The sequence below is a fragment of the Aquipuribacter hungaricus genome (genome assembly GCF_037860755.1).
Classification (GTDB): domain Bacteria; phylum Actinomycetota; class Actinomycetes; order Actinomycetales; family JBBAYJ01; genus Aquipuribacter; species Aquipuribacter hungaricus.
This window is the reverse complement of record NZ_JBBEOI010000025.1, coordinates 1-17391: the sequence shown is the minus strand read 5'-3', so window position 1 is coordinate 17391 and position 17391 is coordinate 1. Positions and strand designations below refer to the sequence as shown.

Annotated in this window: 17 protein-coding genes; 14 read left to right on the top strand and 3 right to left on the bottom strand. The window is 71.2% G+C overall.

The window, feature by feature from the left end; translation table 11 throughout:
- The first annotated feature begins 137 nt into the window (after nt 1-137).
- The 8 genes from WCS02_RS05705 (at nt 138) to WCS02_RS05670 (ending at nt 7920) form a co-directional block, all read left to right on the top strand.
- On the top strand, nt 138-503 hold the full coding sequence (locus WCS02_RS05705) for a helix-turn-helix domain-containing protein (RefSeq protein ID WP_340290910.1): 366 nt from the start codon (nt 138-140) through the stop codon (nt 501-503).
- A gap of 179 nt (nt 504-682) precedes the next feature.
- The gene (locus tag WCS02_RS05700; RefSeq protein WP_340290908.1) at nt 683-1120 is read left to right on the top strand and encodes a hypothetical protein; all 438 of its coding nucleotides are present in this window, start codon (nt 683-685) and stop codon (nt 1118-1120) included.
- An 80-nt stretch (nt 1121-1200) separates the two neighbouring features.
- Complete coding sequence (locus WCS02_RS05695) at nt 1201-2256, top strand: M23 family metallopeptidase (protein WP_340290906.1); 1056 nt, start codon at nt 1201-1203, stop codon at nt 2254-2256.
- 18 nt (nt 2257-2274) lie between these two features.
- Entirely contained in the window at nt 2275-3912 is a 1638-nt protein-coding gene (locus tag WCS02_RS05690) for an ATPase (protein ID WP_340290904.1), read from the top strand.
- Nucleotides 3913-3989: 77 nt separating this feature from the next.
- A complete protein-coding gene (locus tag WCS02_RS05685; protein WP_340290902.1) occupies nt 3990-4220 on the top strand; it encodes a hypothetical protein in 231 nt (76 codons plus the stop codon).
- Nucleotides 4221-4465: 245 nt separating this feature from the next.
- Complete coding sequence (locus WCS02_RS05680; protein WP_340290900.1) at nt 4466-6403, top strand: hypothetical protein; 1938 nt, start codon at nt 4466-4468, stop codon at nt 6401-6403.
- A gap of 396 nt (nt 6404-6799) precedes the next feature.
- Nucleotides 6800-7576: a ParA family protein gene (locus WCS02_RS05675; RefSeq protein WP_340290898.1), complete on the top strand. Its 777-nt coding sequence runs from the start codon at nt 6800-6802 to the stop codon at nt 7574-7576.
- 146 nt (nt 7577-7722) lie between these two features.
- Complete coding sequence (locus WCS02_RS05670) at nt 7723-7920, top strand: hypothetical protein (RefSeq protein WP_340290895.1); 198 nt, start codon at nt 7723-7725, stop codon at nt 7918-7920.
- Nucleotides 7921-8443: 523 nt separating this feature from the next.
- On the opposite strand, the gene WCS02_RS05665 is transcribed toward WCS02_RS05670, so the two are convergent.
- Both WCS02_RS05665 and WCS02_RS05660 read right to left on the bottom strand, forming a co-directional pair.
- Complete coding sequence (locus WCS02_RS05665) at nt 8444-9220, bottom strand: AbiTii domain-containing protein (RefSeq protein WP_340290893.1); 777 nt, start codon at nt 9218-9220, stop codon at nt 8444-8446.
- Nucleotides 9217-9444, bottom strand: a complete 228-nt coding sequence (locus WCS02_RS05660) for a recombinase family protein (protein WP_340290891.1) — start codon at nt 9442-9444, stop codon at nt 9217-9219. The genes WCS02_RS05665 and WCS02_RS05660 overlap by 4 nt, the downstream gene beginning before the upstream one ends.
- 329 nt (nt 9445-9773) lie before the next feature.
- On the opposite strand from WCS02_RS05660, the gene WCS02_RS05655 reads away from it, so the two are divergent.
- From WCS02_RS05655 to WCS02_RS05645, 3 genes are all read left to right on the top strand, one after another.
- Complete coding sequence (locus tag WCS02_RS05655) at nt 9774-10394, top strand: recombinase family protein (protein WP_340290889.1); 621 nt, start codon at nt 9774-9776, stop codon at nt 10392-10394.
- A gap of 26 nt (nt 10395-10420) precedes the next feature.
- A complete protein-coding gene (locus WCS02_RS05650; RefSeq protein ID WP_340290926.1) occupies nt 10421-11356 on the top strand; it encodes an AAA family ATPase in 936 nt (311 codons plus the stop codon).
- A 283-nt stretch (nt 11357-11639) separates the two neighbouring features.
- On the top strand, nt 11640-14018 hold the full coding sequence (locus WCS02_RS05645; protein WP_340290887.1) for a S8 family peptidase: 2379 nt from the start codon (nt 11640-11642) through the stop codon (nt 14016-14018).
- On the opposite strand, the gene WCS02_RS05640 is transcribed toward WCS02_RS05645, so the two are convergent.
- Nucleotides 14015-14569 (bottom strand): hypothetical protein, encoded by a 555-nt coding sequence (locus WCS02_RS05640; RefSeq protein WP_340290885.1) that lies wholly within the window; start codon nt 14567-14569, stop codon nt 14015-14017. The two genes, WCS02_RS05645 and WCS02_RS05640, sit on opposite strands and share 4 nt — an antisense overlap.
- A 511-nt stretch (nt 14570-15080) precedes the next feature.
- On the opposite strand from WCS02_RS05640, the gene WCS02_RS05635 reads away from it, so the two are divergent.
- The 3 genes from WCS02_RS05635 to WCS02_RS05625 all read left to right on the top strand — a co-directional run bounded on the left by WCS02_RS05635 (nt 15081) and on the right by WCS02_RS05625 (nt 17185).
- On the top strand, nt 15081-15446 hold the full coding sequence (locus tag WCS02_RS05635) for a hypothetical protein (protein WP_340290883.1): 366 nt from the start codon (nt 15081-15083) through the stop codon (nt 15444-15446).
- A gap of 135 nt (nt 15447-15581) precedes the next feature.
- Nucleotides 15582-16118, top strand: a complete 537-nt coding sequence (locus WCS02_RS05630) for a SigE family RNA polymerase sigma factor (RefSeq protein ID WP_340290881.1) — start codon at nt 15582-15584, stop codon at nt 16116-16118.
- The gene (locus tag WCS02_RS05625) at nt 16115-17185 is read left to right on the top strand and encodes a hypothetical protein (protein WP_340290879.1); all 1071 of its coding nucleotides are present in this window, start codon (nt 16115-16117) and stop codon (nt 17183-17185) included. The genes WCS02_RS05630 and WCS02_RS05625 overlap by 4 nt, the downstream gene beginning before the upstream one ends.
- Nucleotides 17186-17391: the final 206 nt, after the last annotated feature.

Sequence of the window (17391 nt, the reverse complement as noted above, 5' to 3'; positions counted from 1 at the left end):
CCCCTGCCCGGCACCGTTTCCCCGACACCACGACAGGACCAACACCGTGCGACTAGACCAACTACACTCGACACCTAGCGAAGGTCCTCGAGAGCGTCTAGGTTGTTACTATGCACCACAGGATGCTGGAACTTCCAGTGACTGACGAACTTGACGCACTCTTCGCTGAGTACAAGGACACGTTGAACGTCGGGGACGTGGCCGAGCTCTTGGGGATGACCAAGCAGGGGGTCTACCTCTGGCTCAGGGACGGGGTCATCCCCGGTTACAAGGTGGGGACCTCGTGGTTCATCCTCCGCGAGGAGCTCAAGAAGACCCTCAGGGCCGGCGCGAACACCCGGCGCCCCACCACGAGCACAAGCACGAGCACGAGCACCAAGGGCTCAGAGGGCGACAAGGCGGGCGCCGGGGCCACGGGCAACGCGGACGCGGGTGACACGGACGCGGGCCACGTGGGTGCAGGCGGCGGGGACGCACGTGGGGACGCAGACACCGGGGGGTAGCCGTGGCACGAGCAGCGATCGTCGGCGTGGGGGTCCTGACGGCGGTGGCGGCGGTGCTGACGCTGCCGGCGTGCGGCGGGGACGGTGCCGCACCGGGCGCGGCACCGCCTGCGGTCACGCTCCCGGCCGGTGCTACCGCGGCGCCTGCCGCGACCGCCGGCCCCTCCCCCGGTGGTCAGGTGCTGCTGCCGGACCTGGACCAGTTCTCCCCGCCGCCCAGCGGTGTGCTCGGTGAGGTCGACGAGGACACCGGGCAGCTGATCGAGGCGCAGGCCGTGCCCACCTGGGACGAGCCCTCCCGCGCCGAGGCGGTGGCGGCCGCCGAGACGGCCATGGCGGCGTTCGCCCGCCCCGACCTCGAGGACGTGGCCTGGTGGGACGGTGTCGAGCCGCTGCTCAGCGCGGAGGCCGCCCGCAGCTACGCCTACGTCGACCCCGCCAGCATCCCCGCGACCGGTCTCACTGGCGCCGGGACCCTGGTGGAGCAGACCAGCGCCTACGTGGCCGGGGTGCAGGTCCCCACCGACGCCGGCACCTACCTCCTCATCCTCAGCCGCACCGACGCCGCCGCCCCCTGGCTCGTGGAGCGGTTCGACCCGCCCGCCGAGGTCGGCTGAACCGGTGACGACCACGTGCTCGCCCGATGACGACCGGCTGATGCCCGGTGATGGCTCAGTGATGGCTCGGTGGTGACCAGGTGAGCGTCGGCAGGGGCGGCGCCAGCGTGGCGATCGCGGGCGTCCCGCTGCTGCTGGTCGGTTCGGTCGTCAGCTTCCTGCTGGTGGCCGGGTCCGGTTCGGCGGCCACCTGCAACCCGGCTGCCGGCACCCCCGGCGTCACGGTCGACGCCTCGAGCCTGCCCGCCCAGGCGGTCGCCGGGTACGGGCCGGAGCAGCTGGCCAACGCCGCCGCCGTGATCGCCGCCGGGCAGGGCCTCGGCCTCGGCGTGCGGGACCAGACCATCGGCGTGATGACCGCGATGGGTGAGTCCGGGCTGCGGGTCCTGGACTACGGCGATCGCGCCGGACCGGACTCCCGGGGCCTGTTCCAGCAGCGTGACAACGGCGCCTGGGGATCCCTTGCGGACCGGATGGACCCCGCGACCAGCGCCACCAACTTCTTCAAGGCGATGATGCGCGTGACCGGCCGCGAGGCCCTCGAGCCCACGCTGGTGGCCAACCGCACCCAGCGCAACGCCGACCCCTGGCACTACGCCCGCTACTGGGACGCCGCGGTCCAGGTCGTGGAGGCCCTCGCTGGCGTCGACACCGGCCTCAGCGCCGGCACCGGCGCCCAGGTGTGCGCGGGCGCCACGACCTCCCCAGGGCAGCTCAGCCCCAGCGGGTGGGCGGTGCCCGGCGAAGGACCCATCACCAGCTCCTACGGGATGCGGGTGCACCCGGTCAGCGGGGTGCGGCGCCTGCACTCCGGCACCGACCTCAAGGCCGGCGGCTGCGACGGACCCATCTGGGCCGCCCAGGCCGGCACCGTCACCGTCCGCACGTTCGACCGCGCAGGCAACGGCACCATCACCGTCGACCACGGCGGCGGCGTCCAGACCACCTACCTGCACATGTACGACAACGGGATGCTCGTCCGCGTCGGCGACCAGGTCCAGGCAGGTCAACAGATCGCCCGGACCGGCTCCAGCGGACAGTCCACCGGCTGCCACCTCCACTTCGGCGTGATCGTCAACGGCACGCCCACCGACCCCGTGCCGTTCATGGCCGCGGTGTCCGCCCCCCTCGGCTGACCAGACAGGAGACCTGCCATGAGCTTGAGCACCAACCCCGACCCGAGCCCCGACCGCAGCCTTGACCAGAGCGCGGTGCCGGCGTGGCCGGCGATCCGCGCCCTCACCCGCGCCGACGGGTCCGGCGTGGTCACCATCAACGGCACCTCCCACCCGGTGACCGCCACGAACCTGGCGGACACCCGGGAGCAGATCCGCCTCATGGTCCGCGACACCGCCGCCCAGCTCGGCCGACCGGTCCGCCTCAGCACCAGCGGCATCGACGGTGAATGGGCCCTGGTAGTCAACCCCGACGGCACCGTCAACGCTGATAGCACCCAGCCGCCCAGCCGGCGCGCACCCCGCCCCGGACGCACCCGCCGGCCCAGCACCCCGCCAATACCCGCAGCGTCCCCGGCACCGGCGGCGACGCCCGCCACGGCGACTGCAGCGACTGTCCTCGCTGCCCCCGCTGACGGCGCAGCCGCTGTGTTGCGCGTGCCCCGTCCTGCGGCTGACGTCCTCCGCGACCCCGTGACGCAGCTGCCCGACCACGCCGAGGTCGCGGAGGACGCCGAAGTTCACCACGACGACGGAGGAGCCGCTGGCGAGCACGCCCTGGAGGCACCCGGCGCACCAGCCGTCACGGCTCCGACGTCGCCGACGTCGCCGGACGCCTGGCTGCACTCGGAGCCGTCCAGCTTCCCGCCGGGTCGCAGCGCCGCACCCGACGGGGACGGCGCGCCGCAGACCCGGCGGGAGGCCCGCCGGTCGTTCCTCACCGAGGATCGGTCCGAGGAGCCCGCCACGCGGGGCGTCAGGGGCCTGCTCACCCGGGCCGGGATCCGGATCGGCCCCAGCGAGGCCGAGCGCACCGAGCGCGCCGACGCCCGGGCCGTCAGCCAGCACTGGCCCGGGCCCCGCACCGTCGCCGTCGTCAACGGCAAGGGCGGCGCGGGCAAGACCCCCACCACGGTCCTGCTCGCCGCCGTGTTCGCCCGCCACGGCGGCGCCGGCGTCCTCGGCTGGGACAACAACCAGACCCGCGGCACCCTGGGCTGGCGCACCGAGCAGGGCCCGCACGAGGCGACCCTGCTCGACCTCCTCCCCCAGGTCGACCGGCTCCTGGGCACCGGCGCACAGTCCGCCGACCTCGCCCGCTACGTGCACCACCAGACCCGCGACCGCTTCGACGTGCTCCGCTCCAAGCCCATGGCCCTGGCCGACGAGCAGCGTGTCAGTCCCGACGACGTCGACGCCATCCACGCCGTCGCCGCGAAGTACTACCGGCTCATCTTCCTCGACAGCGGCAACGACGAGTCCGACCCGATGTGGCTGCGGATGATCGACCACACCGACCAGCTCGTCGTGGCCACCACCACCCGCGACGACCACGCCGAAGCCGGCGCCCTCCTCCTGGAGGCCCTGGCCGGGCGCGACGAGCACTCCGCCGCCCTGGCCGCCAACGCCGTCGCGGTCGTGACCCAGGCCGAGCCCCGCGCCACCAGCGCCGCGGTGCAGCGCGTCGTCGACGGCTACCGGCCTCTCACCCGCGCCGCCGTCAGGATCCCCTTCGACCCCGCCATCGTCGACGGCGTCCTCCGCTACGGCTCCCTGCGTCCCACCACCCAGCGCGCCTGGCTCGCTGCCGCTGCAGCGGTGGCAGGTGGGCTGTGACGACCCGGCTGCAGGGCGACACGCCAACGACACCAAGATCCATGTTCCTGATACGCGCACCCGGCAGAGTCATGCCCATGTCGAGACGTCCGAGCGGCGGCAGGCCCAACAAGGGCGACCGCGACCTCCTGGTGACGCGTCCTGCACGCGCGGTCGGTGACGTCGTCCGTGCTCGCGCGGACGAGCAGGGACTGACCATCAGCGAGTACATCGCGACCGTGCTCGCGGAGGTCCACAACATGCCGCAGCACGCGCCTCGACCGGCTCGTGAGCCTCAGGAGGAGCTGCCGCTCAGCAGAACCGCCTAGGGCAGTGCCCTAGACACGACGAAGGCCCCGCGCCAACGGGGCCTGTCGTCTAAGTATTCGGGACCAGTTACCAGCTGATCCGCAGTTGTCTCCGTGAGGGAGACCCCTCCTAGAAGGGGCTTTGTGCTGCCATGAGGGTAGCCGATGAGCACCCGGATGCAAGCGTGTCCGGGGAGTCCGACGCGACGTGTCGCGGCGAGGCGTGGGCGCTGACGTGTGCGATCAGCCCCCGCCCGGCGGTGCGTGTGGCGACGGTCGAGGCCGGCGGGACGGTGCTCAACAGCTTCCCCGTGCACCGACGCCTGGACCAGGACGGCCCTGGGCTGCCGTGGGCGGTCTACCTCGCCGACGCTGACCAGCGATTCCGGCTGCTCGTCTTCGACCTGGACGCCAAGCTGGACCCCTCCCCCGCGCACCGTGACGCCGACGTCGTCAGCGGCCTGCTGGACGACGTCGGGGTCGGCCACGTCGTGTGCCGGTCCGGGCCCTCGGGTGGTCGGCACGTGTGGGTCGCGCTGCGGGCGTCGGTGGACGCGGCGACCGTGGCGACCCTGGCGCGCCTGGTGCGGCACCTGTGCCCGAGCCTGGACATCGCTCCGCTGAGCAACCCGGTGACCGGGTGCGTCCGCCCCCCCGGTGCTCCGCACCGCGACGGCGGCACCTCGCAGGTCCTGCGCGGGGACCTGGGCACGCTCACGGCGCCCTCGACGACCCCGGAGCAGGTCCGGGCCCTGGTGGGCCGCCTCGCCAAGCTGGTCGACGACACGGAGCCTGCGCACGACCCGACCGCCCGCACTCCCCTGCCGGTGGACCGGCACGGGCACCTGTACCTGCCCGGTGGCCGGCGGCCGCTGCCCGCGGTCAGCGCGGCTGCGCTGCAGGCTGATGCCGCCGTGGGCGATGCCTCTGCGGTGGCGTGGACGGTCTTGATCGGTGCCGCCTCGGCCCGCTGGCGCCACGACGACGTCGCCGCCCTGGTACCCACCTCGCCGGGGCTGGAGCACGTCCGCACCCTGCGCCAGGGCTCCACCCGCGCCCCCAGGCCGGCCCGGGGCCCAGCGTCGGCGGCGATGGTGCTGCGCCGGCAGTGGCACAAGGCGGTGCAGCACGTGGCCACCACGGCCCGCCAGGTCGGTGCCGACCCCACCTTCGACGCCCGCGCCGACGCCATCGCCGCCGCGGTGCGGGCGGTGCAGGAACGTGCGGACGCCACCGCCGGGCGGTGGGGCACCCGGACCGGGCCCACCGACCGCCGCGTCCTGGACGTCCTGTGCACCCTGGCCCTGCAGGCCATCAGCGCCGACGTGGAGGCCGACACCCGCCGGGTGGCCCTGCTGGCCGGGATCGGCCGAGAGACCGCTCGCACCGGCCTGCTGCGCCTCGCGGGCGAGGGGTGGATCGCCCTGACCCAAGCCGCCAGCGGACCCCACGGCGCCCGCTGGACCATCACCCCCCCACCCGCTGACCCCGCGGTTGCAGTCCTTGCAGACGGGGTCCCCGAAGCCGCTATCCCCTCAGGCGCCGTCCACAAAGGTGTGACTACTAATCGGTCACAAGCGGACCCGCGCCCCGCAGGGGCCGGGCCCGCAGAACGTCTTGCCCTCCTCGCCCAGCTGACTGCCCGCACGACTGACGCCGCGCACGATGTGTTCACCGCTAGAGCAGGGCTTGGGCATCAGGCGGGTAACACCTGGGCACGTGTGAGCCACTCCGTGAGCAGTCTCGACCTCGCACGGACCATCGGTCACCCGGTCGACGAGCTCCGGGTCGTCTTGGGGCGCTTGGCCGAGGTCGGGCTCCTCCAGCGGACCGGCGACACCTGGTCCCGACCAGGCCAGGACCACCGCGACGCCTCGGCGGTCGCGCGCGGCGTGGCCGGTGTCCTCCTCGAGCGGGAACGCCGCTACCGCATCGAGCGGGCCGCGTGGGCGTGGTGGCAGGCCGAGCACGCCTGGATGCTCGCCCCACGCCGTGCCCACCCCACCCGCCGGGCCGGCACCGGGCAGCTGGACCTGCTCGCCGAACCCGGCACCACCACCCTCGGCGCCCACCCCCGACGACCCGACGGGCGCGCCGACTTCCGCGCCGCCCGCGCCATCGTCGCCGCCAGCACCACCGACCACTCCCCCACCAGCGAGCCACAGCAGGCCGCCCGCGACGCAGGCGGGCGGCGCGCGGCGTGACAGCTGTTCCCGGGTGCGGCAGTCCGGGTCCGGGACTTCAACGCGGGGGGTCTCACCGTCGCCCGGTCGACCGGAGGTCACCACGGCGGGGGGCCGGCCGCTGCGCTCTGCGGAGGCACCCGAAGTGATCCTTCGAGACCGGCTCCGCTGCGCTCCGCTCGAAGCATCATCGGGGCCCGCCAGCCCCCCACCGCGGTCCTGCTGCGCATCGCCCGAACGACGGTGAGACCCCCGCCAGCACACCATGCACGCCCCAACCCCTCAGAAAGGGACCCGGCGCCCTGGCGGCGCCGGATTAGCCGGGGCTCCGCCCCCCACCCCCGACCCTCACTCCGATGAGGTGGGATAGCGGCGTGTCATCCGCTTGCTTGCTAGCACGCGCGCTACTTTGCGCTGGTGCAGGTGCTTGCGTCCTACTCCGAAGCCGGCGGAGCCACAAAGACGACCACCGCAGTGTCGTTGGCGATGGTGGCCGCCGAGGAGGGCCGTGACGTCGTTCTGGTCGACCTCGACCCCCGAGCAGCGAGCACCAAGTGGACTGGAGTTGAGCCCACCAGCAAGGGTCTGCACGTCGGAGCAATCCTTGCGGACGAAGACCCGGCCGGCTGGGCCGACGAGCTCGCTGTGCCCTGTGCCTGGAGTCCCCACCTCAGAGTCATCCCCTCCGCCCGGGACGTGTCCCTCCGGGAGGGCGAGCGGGCTGACCACGCAGAAGTACGATTGCGGGCATCCCTCGAGGGCTTGAGCGCGGACTTGGTCGTCATCGACTGTCCCAACCGCCAGGGCGGACCCCTGATCCAGAACGCGCTCACGGCCGCCGACAGCATCGTCTACGCAGCCAAACTCGACGAGGACGGCCTGGACGGCGTGGACGGCGCCGCGGCCACCGTCGCCCGCTTCCACGCCAACCGTCGCCGCCTCGGCCTGGATCCCAGCGTGCACGAGGCCGGCATCGTCGTCGGTGCCGTCCGCGACGTCGTCATGAGCCGTAACGCCCGCCGAGCTCTGGCCGAACTGCGCACCGCTTACCCCGGGCTCGTGCTCCACCCCCTGGTCCCCGACCGGGTCATCGTCGGCGAGGCCCGGTCCGCACACGCCTACTACGGCGCCTACCCCGCAGGTCAACCCGTCCACGCCGCCTACCAGGCCCTTGCACAGCAGGTGATCAGATGAGCGACCCCACCACGCCACAGCCTGTGTCCCAGACCATCGCGTCCGCCGACCGGCCTATACCGGCACGTCGACGCGCACGCCCTGCGGCCGACGACGGTCACGATCCCGTAGACCCTGTCCCGACTCGCTCCCCCGCCTTAGACCCAATGAGCAGCTTCACCACCTACTCGGCGCGCTCAGCCACCCGACCCGCCCGCGGGCGACGCGGCCCTGAACCGACCGTGCAACTGAACACCCGCGTCTCCCAGGACGTCAGGTCGCTCGTCGATGAGGTCGTCGAAACCACTGGCCAGACGTTGAGGGACGTCGTCGAGAACGCGCTTCGCGAGACGTACGTCAAGTAGACCGGCAGGTCAGGGCAGGTGCTAGCGCGCCGTCTTGCTAGTAACTCGCATGCTAGCGCGCTAGCACGTACGCGTTCTAGCAACCGCGAGAGCGTCCTAGTTCGCTAGCCTGCGCGCAGGCGTGCTAGCCCGTGGAAGTCGGCTTGGGTCGGCCGTGGGCGCAATGCTGAGGCCCGTCGGGACCTACCCATTGCGGGCGTCGCGACGCGCTTCGCAGATCAAGTGGGCTGAGCGAGGGTTCCCGAAGGGGGCGAGGCGGGGGGGCGAGCTCGCGGGTTTTCCGCCTTCTTCGCCGTGGCGTGTGCCGTTCGCCCCGGTCCGACTAGTGGGGGAGTGGGTGGCCCTGCGCCCTCGACAGGTCGGTACCTGAGCTCTCGGAGAGGGACGCGGTCCCGGCCGTGGTGGCGCGCCGGGACGGCTGGCATGTTCAAGGACACTTTCACGCCGTCCCGGGGACCGGTGCCGTTCGCGCGCTTCGGGACCGGCTGGTGCCGGTACTGCTGGTGCGCCGCTGAGAAGCGCCTCAGCCGGTCAGGGCACGGCTGATGCCGATACCCGCAGCAGTCAGTGCTCCCAGACCGGCGACGAGGGCCGACACGATCTGCCACCGCTTCCACCACGGTGGGTCCTTCTCCACGGCGGTGGCACCCGAGGCCTGGTCGTTGACGACCCGCACACGGTTGCGGTCTCCGTGCACGGCGACGTGGACCGCCTGCGTGGCCGTCTCGGCGGAGGGGACCCCCTCGGGGTCGCTCGCGCCGTCGCGCATTTCCGCCACCAGCTCCGTCAGCGTCGTGCGGGTGATGTCCAGCACACCGGCGACGGCGGAGGGGCTGATTGTGCGATACAGCCGCCGGACAACCGTGCTCTCTTGATTGGTCCTCGTCAGGTAGGCAGCGAGGTCTGATCCACCTGGGAAGCCCATTTTGAGATGACCGTCCTTCAGTGCGGCGGCCAGTAGTGACTCCAACTCTCCCACTCCGTGGTAGAGCGTCATCTCTTCCTTGATCGAGTCTCGGGCGAAGTCCGGCAGCTCGTTCGGGGAGATGGTCTGCCCCGTTGCGAGGTAGGCCAAGTTCTCCCAGTCCATCTGCAAGATCGCAGGGACGACGCGGTACGGCGGCAGGTCGGCGTCGTCGGGCTTGTAGCCACGCAGTTCCTTCGCAGCCCAATCACGCAGCTCGGGCGAGCCCGAGCGCCCCCCAAGGGCGACACACTTCCGCAGCGCCCCGGCCAGCGACGCACCTTCGTCAAGCGCGGCGGCCTCGACCTCATCCAGCAGCGTCTGCCGTTTCATCATGCAGGGGCCGATCCGTCACCCCGAGCACGGCTGAGCCACTCGTCCGCCGGCACGTCGCCGGCGCGGACGTTGTCCAGCAGCGCCGTCAGCCCGGGGCGGTCCTCACGGACCCCGGACATCTGGTCGGTGAAGACCCGCTCGCACCCCGCGGCGGCCAGGGCGTCGCCCTGCTGGTCCAGGAGCTGGTGGTCGGTGCTGACACGGGCATACCCGACGGTGGCCACCTTAGGACTGTCGCAGAAGTCAGCCCGACGACAATGGTGGACACGTGCACTCCGGACCGACTTGTGAGACGGCCGGCGTTCAGGCTGCGTCTAGGGCGGGTGTGACTTGGGGCAGCGGTAGATGGCGCGGTTGTTGCGGCGCTACGTGGCCGTCTGGCGGCGGGTCATCAGTGGCCCGCAACTCGTCGCAGCGTCCGACTGGGGTACACCGCAACCGGACGTCAGGCTGCTGCATCCACGACGCCCACTTGGAGTCCGGAACGCAAATTCCTGACAGGCGCCCGCTCAGGTCCTAGAGTCCAGCCTGACAACACAGAGGCGGAGGGGTCGTGAAGGGTCAGACAGTCGGCTACGTGCGCGTAAGCACGCTCGAGCAGAACACCGGCCGGCAGTTGGACGGCCACCAACTGGACCGCGTCTTCGTCGACCACGCCTCGGGCAGGGACACCTCACGGCCGGAGCTCACTGCGCTGCTCCGCTTCGTGCGTGAAGGCGACGTCGTAATGGTGCATAGCCTCGACCGGCTCGCCCGGAACCTCGACGACCTGCGACGGGTAGTCGACGACCTCACCGGACGCGGTGTCACGGTGACCTTCGTGAAGGAGCAACTCACCTTCACCGGTGACGACTCGCCGTTGGCCCACCTGCTGCTCTCAGTCATGGGTGCGTTCGCGGAGTTCGAGCGGGCCTTGATTCGGGAGCGGCAACGCGAGGGGATCGAGCTGGCCAAGGCTCGCGGCGCCTACCGCGGGCGCAGGCCCTCGCTGACCCGTGAACAGGCCCACCAGTTGCAGGTCCGCGCAGCCGCCGGCGAGTCCAAAACCGCGCTTGCCGCGGCTTTCGGTATCAGTCGAGAGACCGTCTACCAGTACTTGCGTAGCACGATCGACCAGGCGGCGGTTGAACCCGTGACCCGAGCGACAGCTGGCGCAACAGGTGGGCGGTCCTGATGGCCAGGTCCGACCTGATCGTGGACATGGTCGAGGCGCAGCGACGCGGCGATGCGACCAGGTTCCGGCTTGTCGTAGAGGCGCTTATCGCTGAGGAGCGCAGCAACCAGCACCACCTCGTAGCCGACCGCCTGTCAGAGATCATCACCAGCGCGGGCACAAGTGGCCTGCCGGCGCGCGACGCCGCGGCGCAGGGCATGGGGGACTTGCTGCACGAGATCGTGCCCCGCGTTCGCCTCGCTTCGCTGCACCTCAACGCCGACGTGGCCACCGCCGCGGCGGAGATCGTCGAGGAGCAGCACCGCAGCGAGCTGCTGCGCAGCCACGACATCGAGCCCCGTAACCGCGTGCTGCTCGAGGGGGCGCCCGGCAACGGCAAGACCAGCCTCGCCGAGGCGATCGCCGCAGAGGCGATGCTGCCGATGTACGCGGTGCGGTACGAAGGCATCGTGTCGAGCTTCCTCGGCGAGACTGCCGGCCGCATCGACCAGGTCTTCGAGTTCGCTCGCACCCGACGCTGCGTGCTGTTCTTCGACGAGTTCGACACAATCGCAAAGGAACGCGCTGACGAGCACGAGACCGGCGAGATCAAGCGCGTGGTGTCGACCCTGCTACTGCAGATCGACCGCCTGCCAGCGCACGTCGTGGTCATCGCCGCGACCAACCACAGCGAGCTGCTCGATCGCGCTGCCTGGCGCCGGTTCCAACTGCGGCTCGCGCTGCAGCCACCCAGCCGAGCGGACGCCGCCGCGTTCCTGGACAGCCTGCGGCTGCGCTTCGGTGGACAGCTTGGCCTCGCCCCCCGCACCCTGGCCGACCGGCTTGCCGGAGCCAGCTACGCCGAGCTTGAGCAGTTCGCGCAAGACGTCCGCCGCCGCTACGTGCTGTCCCTTCCTGACGGGGACCTGACCGCCATCGCGAAGTCCAGGCTGCAGCAGTGGCGCACGCAGGCTCACCGGTGAACCGGAGCCAGTCATGAGCGTGCAGCCGCCCTCCGGTCCTCCGCCAGTCCGGCGACCGCCAGCGGCGGGGACGGAGGCCCGCCCGCTGCTGAGCTTCGCCGCCCCCCACACTGGCCGGATTCCGGCAGACCCGACACGGCGGGGGTTCCAACCGCCACCACGAGGACCAGGGGGGCACCGGCAGGGGACGCGCCTCACGCCGAAGTTCCAAGACCTAGAACAGGCCCTGGCCGCAGGCCGCGTCGCCGCCGGCACGACCGTCACCGAACCGGACCCCGAGCTGGTGGTCGTCTTCGACCTGGCCGGCTCGGTCGAGGCGTTCGCGCACGCCGTGCGACGGGTTCCGGGACTCGAGTTCCTCGCCGAGCTGGACGAGGGCAAGGCCGACCCGGACGACGACTTCCACGTCGTCGACAGCAACGGGCAGCCCACCGACGACAAACTCGACGAGACCGCCTACCTCGTGCTTACCAACACCCAGGCGGTCACGCAGCTGGTCAAGCTCTTCCAGGACTGGCAGGCCGACGAGACCATGCGCTTCCCGTACGGGCTGACGCCGCTGAGAAATGCCTTCCGACTGCTGCGAGACCTTCGACGCTGGAGCCCCCAGGACCGAGTCCGTGACACCGGCCTGCTCGAGCAGTGGCAGGAGGAGGTCGCCGTCGTCGGCAACAGCGGGTCGGCTCGGGTCGAGGTGGAGCTCTGGTTCCGCAACGACCCCGTCCGGCGGGCCGCTGCACAAGCGCAGGTCTCCGGCCTGATCGCCGCGGCGGGCGGGCAGGTCCGCGGAAGTTCTGCGCTAGCCGAGATCGGCTACCACGCCGTGCTGGCCGACGTGCCCCACGCACAGATCCAGCAAGTCCTTGACCAGGGACCCGGAGCGATCGAGCTGCTGAGGGCGAACGACGTGATGCTGGTGTCACCTGCCACCGCCATGTCGGTGGTGCGCTCCGACGACGTGGCCGACGGCGAGCTGGCAGACCGTCAAGCCGACCCGCCGACCGAGCCGCCGCTGGTGGCGCTGCTCGACGCTGTGCCGCTTGCCAACCACGAACTGCTCGCCGGGCGTCTCGTCCTGGACGACCCCGACGGCGTCGGAGCGCTGTACCCCAGCGCCTCACAGCAGCGTCACGGCACGGCGATGGCCTCGCTGATCGCGCATGGCGACCTCAACGACCCGGGTCCGCCCCTGCCCAGCCGGCTCTACGTCCGGCCCGTCCTGGGCCCCCACCCGTTCTACGACAACATCGAGCGGGTTCCCGAGGGAGAGCTGCTCGTCGACCTCATCCACCGCGCCTTCCAGCGCATGTTCAAGGGCGAGGGTCAGCAAGCCGCCGCCGCGCCCAGCGTTCGCATCGTCAACCTGTCCATCGGCGACCCAGCACGGATCTTCGTGCGACGCATGAGCCCGCTCGCCAAGCTGCTCGACTGGCTCGCCTACACCTACAACCTGCTCATTTTGGTCAGTGTCGGCAACCACGACACCCGGACGACCGTCCCCGCCGAACTCCTCGACAAGCCGACCGAGCTGTCTCGGCACCTGCTCGCCAACAACCGTGACAACGCACTGCGCCGACGGCTGATGTCGCCCGCCGAGGCCGTCAACGTGCTCACCGTCGGCGCCACCCACGCCGACTCCTGGTCCGGCACCGTCCCCGACACGGTCCTCGACGCCGCCGAGCCGCACCTGCCCGCGCCCTACGGCGGCGGCGGGCTGGGCCACCGCCGCTCGGTGAAGCCTGACATCCTCCTGCCGGGAGGGCGCAGGCTCTTCCAGCGACCCGTGCCCGGCAGGACAGGCGACGTCGAACTCAGACCTGCCTCCACCGAAGCGACCGGCCCGGGCCAGCGCGTTGCCGCTCCCGACCGGCGCGGAGGCGCCGCTGCCACCGCCTTCACGCACGGCACCAGCAACGCCACGGCGCTGGCCACGCGAGCGTCGGCGCTGGTGATGCACCAGCTCAATACCGACCCGAGTCACGAGGGTGACCATCCCTTCCCCGACCCGCAGTACCATCCGGTCCTGACGAAGGCGCTGCTCGTGCACGCCGCCAGCTGGGGTGACGCTTTCACCATCCTGCAGCAACGTCTGGACAGTGACCTCACCCGGCTAGACGGCACACAACTGCTCGGGTACGGGCTGCTGCACTCGGACCGGCTCGCGGTCGCGGACCGTGGCCGAGCCACCCTCCTCGGGGCGGGGACCATCACCGGCGACCAGCGACACACCTACCGCTACCCGTTGCCACCCGGCCTACGAGCAACAACGGACTGGCGACGCCTGACCATCACGCTCGCCTGGCTCTCTCCGGTGAACACCCGCACGCAGCTGCACCGCAGCGCCCGGCTACGGGTCGAGCCGCCAACTGACGAGCTGCACCTGCAGAGAATGCAAGCTGACCCCAACGGTGTCCGGCGAGGCACCGTCCAGCACGAGCTGCTCGACGGACGGCGGGCTGCCGTCTACGCCGACGACGCTCACCTCGCGTTGAACGTGGACTGCCGGCTCGACAACCGTGCAGCTCCCGGCACTCCGGTTCGGTACGGCCTCGTGGTCTCCCTCGAGGTCGGCGTCAACGTCCGGACAGACGTACACGCCGAAGTCAGACAACAGCTCAGGACCCGCATCCAGACACTCACTCGCGTCCAACCCGCCAGCTAGACCAGCGAGATGTGGCGAGGCTGCCAAGACGGTCCTGGGAGGCCTGCCGCCTGCAGCAGGTGCCCGGGCCACATCACCGGTTGCAGCGCTGAGGGCTTCCAGCCTGTCGCCTCCTGGATGAAGCCACCCTTGTCGCCCCGTCCGTCACGCCAGAGCTTGTCCTCCACCGGTAGGCGCAGGAAGTTCACCCGGGACTTATCGGTGGTGCTAACGGGCCACGAGAAGAACGTCAGGAAGTCCTCGTCGACTGACCCCGGGTCCCCGTAGCGCCACAGCGGGAACGGCGCTCCCTCGAACGGCTCGCCGGTGACGTACCAGCTGATGGTGACCGCGCCGGCTCCGAAGGCCGATTCGGCCCCGGAGTCGGGCAGTCGCCGCAGCCACAGGCGCAGCAGGTCACGGGACGAGATGTCGCTCGTGGTGTAGTCGTCGCTGATGGGGTCAGACGCGACCTCCCACGCGAGATGCAGTGGGCCGCTGAACTGGAGTCCCGTTCGGCGGTTCGTCCAGGTCCAGGAGTTCTCGGCCGGGGTGTACGTCAGCGGGTTCACGCCAACGAACCTAGGACCCACCCCGGTCCCAATGCCGGGCTGGCCCTGCTGCACCCACTGGTGACATCCGACCCGCGCGTACCCCGCGCTCCTTAGCCGACCGCCTACCGGCGACAGACCCCAGCCCTGGGCCCACCGAGCTGACTCAGCGCCGTCGTCTTAGGTGGCCACATAGCGTTGCGACCGCGCCACTTACCGCTGCAAGTCACAGGCCGGGACCGTCTCACGGTGGGCGTCTCAGAACCTTGGTACTGAGACGATAGCTTCAGGCTGCGGCCGGCGTCGGGTGGGGGAGGGGTGCCCCGTTCGAGGCCCCGTTCCCGGTGAAGTCAGCCGGGCGGGTCTACTGGGACGACGGCCGCCACCGTCGACGTCGACGCGCTGCCGACCAGCGGTGGTGTCAGTAGGGGGTCGGTTATCGAGACGGGCAGAGAATCTGTCGCTGCGCTTGGGCGTGCGTCGAGGCGGCTGAAGCGGTCCCAGCCCGCGGGCGCTCATTTAGCCTCCGATGGTGGACGAGCAGCAGTTGGCCGCCGCCTGCAGGCCCGACTCTGAGCCCGACCAGCGCCTGCGGGACGCCCTCGCCGCTGGAGCGCAAGTAGTAGGCACGTCACCCAACGAAGCGTCAGGGGCGACCGACATCTGGCCGCGGCGCGTTCGACACCTGGCGCATGAGGGCTTGCTGCTCGATGACGAAACGACCGTCATCCGCGACCTGGCCGTCCTGGCTGCTGAGGCTCGTCCCTACACCGTCGTCATCTCTAGGCTGCAGCTCGTGGATGGCGAGCAGACTCACACGGCGCTGCTGACTGATGAACCAGCGGTTGTGCGGGTGACTTTCGCTCACAGCTGGCGGGCTGGCGTGGCTTGGACCTAGGTCCCCACGGAAGCACTGCCTCGGTCAGGTGGCGATCCTCAACTGCTGCTGTGGCCTCGGTCGGACGCACTTGTGCGTCCGAGGCAACCTTTCACGGGGTCCAGGCCGTCTTAGTGCCGACCAGTGGGAGGGCACATGGACGGAGCGGCCGGTTTCCGGCAGTACGTGCTGCGGCGGCAGCGCGAGCTGCTGCGTGTCGCGTGGCTGCTGTGCGGGGACTGGGACGCGGCTGAGGACCTGGTGCAGACCGCGCTGGCGAAGGCGTGGCTGCGCTGGGACCGCCTGGACCACGACGTCGACGAGGACCGGGTCGCCCACGCCTACGTCCGTCGGGTCCTGGTCAGCACGTCCCACGACTGGCGGTCCCGGCGCTGGCGCGGAGAGCGCCCCACGGCCCTCCTGCCCGAGCCGGGGCGCGACCAGCTGCGCCAGTCCCAGGACGAGCGTTCGCTGGAGGTGCGGTGGGTGCTGGTGGCCGCGGTGCAGGCGCTGCCGCCGCGCCAGCGCGCGGTGATCGTCCTGCGCTACTTCGACGACGCCACCGAGGCCGACACCGCGGCCGCGCTCGGATGCTCCGTCGGCACCGTGAAGAGCCAGACCTCGAAGGCGCTGACGGCACTGCGCCGCCACCCCGGCCTGCCCGAGCTGCAGATGCAAGGGAGCACGACATGAACCACCACCCAGCCGAGGACCTCCGCGACGTGCTGCGCACCACGGTGCCCGAACCGCCCCACCACCTCGACCCCGACCGCGTGATGCACGCAGCCCAAGCCGGGCGACGTCGTCGCCGTGCCGTCGCCTCTGCCGCGGCCACAGCCATGGTCATCGCGGTCGCGACCGGCATCGCCACGGGTCTCCCCGGCACCGAAGATGCCTCCGGGGTGGCAGGGCCTGCCTCGACGGCACCGAGCGTCGACCCCTCCCCGACGACGGCTGAGTCACCGAGGACCGCCCCGGCCGCGGCCCGTGAGCCGGCGACGATCCCGCGGGACGGCTGGTACCTGACGGTGTCCGTCGACCGGCCGACCCGGGAGCAGGAACGCGAAGCCGCGCACGCCGCTCTCCGCACAGCCCTGTCGGGCGGCTACCCCGACGCCCAGGTCGTGCCCAACCCCGGCAGCTACTGCCCCGAGCCGTGCACGGTGGCACTGGCAGACCCGGCCAGCCTGCCCACCCTCGTCCTGCAGGCGGTCCCGGGTCCCGACGTCACCGACCCCGCCACCACGGACGAAGCTGTGATCGCTTTCCAGCGCGACGTCGCCGAGCCTGCGGAGGCAGCGGCGGAGGCGATCGGGCTGAACGTGGACAGCGTCGTCCTGAGGTGGCTGCCGTTCTCCGACATCTACAGCGAGCCTGACCCCGCCGGGTACCCGCCCGGTGACCCGGCCACCGATGTCGGGGACGCGATCGGTCGTGCCGGGGCCGTCGAGATCGCGCGTGGTGCAGGTGCCGGCTCGGTCGATCCCGCCGTGGCGGCGGAAGCACCAGTCCACGCGGTCCTCACCACCATGGGCGAAGTCGATGCTGCAACCGGCGGCTCGGGCCAGGTGCCACCCGGACGGCTCGTCTGGGTCGCGACCTTGATGGCCGAGACCCCCATGCCCGACAACCACCGCAGCACGACACCGACCTACGGGGAATCGCGGACCTCGGTCATCGACGCGAGCACCGGCTTCATCATCACCGGGATCGTCGGGCCACCGTACGTCTCACCAGACGACGAGCTCATCTGGCAGTGAACGAGGTGCTGACGACCACCGAGCGGCGGACGGACCAACCCCGCGAGCAGATGACCCAACCCGTCCCACTAGCCGATCCCTTGCGGCACGCCGAGGCACGCCGGAGGGCAGGCCGGCCACAGCCGCGGTTCGTCACCGGTGAGCGGTCGGCTACCGGTGAGAAGCGATGACGGGGGCGTCGAGGTCGGTGGCGTCCACGACGACGT

Coding starts and splice junctions, on each gene's coding strand:
- WCS02_RS05670 (WP_340290895.1), top strand. CDS start 7,723: ATGAGCAGCTTCACCACCTACTCGGCGCGCTCAGCCACCCGACCCGCC.
- WCS02_RS05665 (WP_340290893.1), bottom strand. CDS start 9,220: ATGATGAAACGGCAGACGCTGCTGGATGAGGTCGAGGCCGCCGCGCTT.
- WCS02_RS05690 (WP_340290904.1), top strand. CDS start 2,275: ATGAGCTTGAGCACCAACCCCGACCCGAGCCCCGACCGCAGCCTTGAC.
- WCS02_RS05685 (WP_340290902.1), top strand. CDS start 3,990: ATGTCGAGACGTCCGAGCGGCGGCAGGCCCAACAAGGGCGACCGCGAC.
- WCS02_RS05625 (WP_340290879.1), top strand. CDS start 16,115: ATGAACCACCACCCAGCCGAGGACCTCCGCGACGTGCTGCGCACCACG.
- WCS02_RS05630 (WP_340290881.1), top strand. CDS start 15,582: ATGGACGGAGCGGCCGGTTTCCGGCAGTACGTGCTGCGGCGGCAGCGC.
- WCS02_RS05650 (WP_340290926.1), top strand. CDS start 10,421: ATGGTCGAGGCGCAGCGACGCGGCGATGCGACCAGGTTCCGGCTTGTC.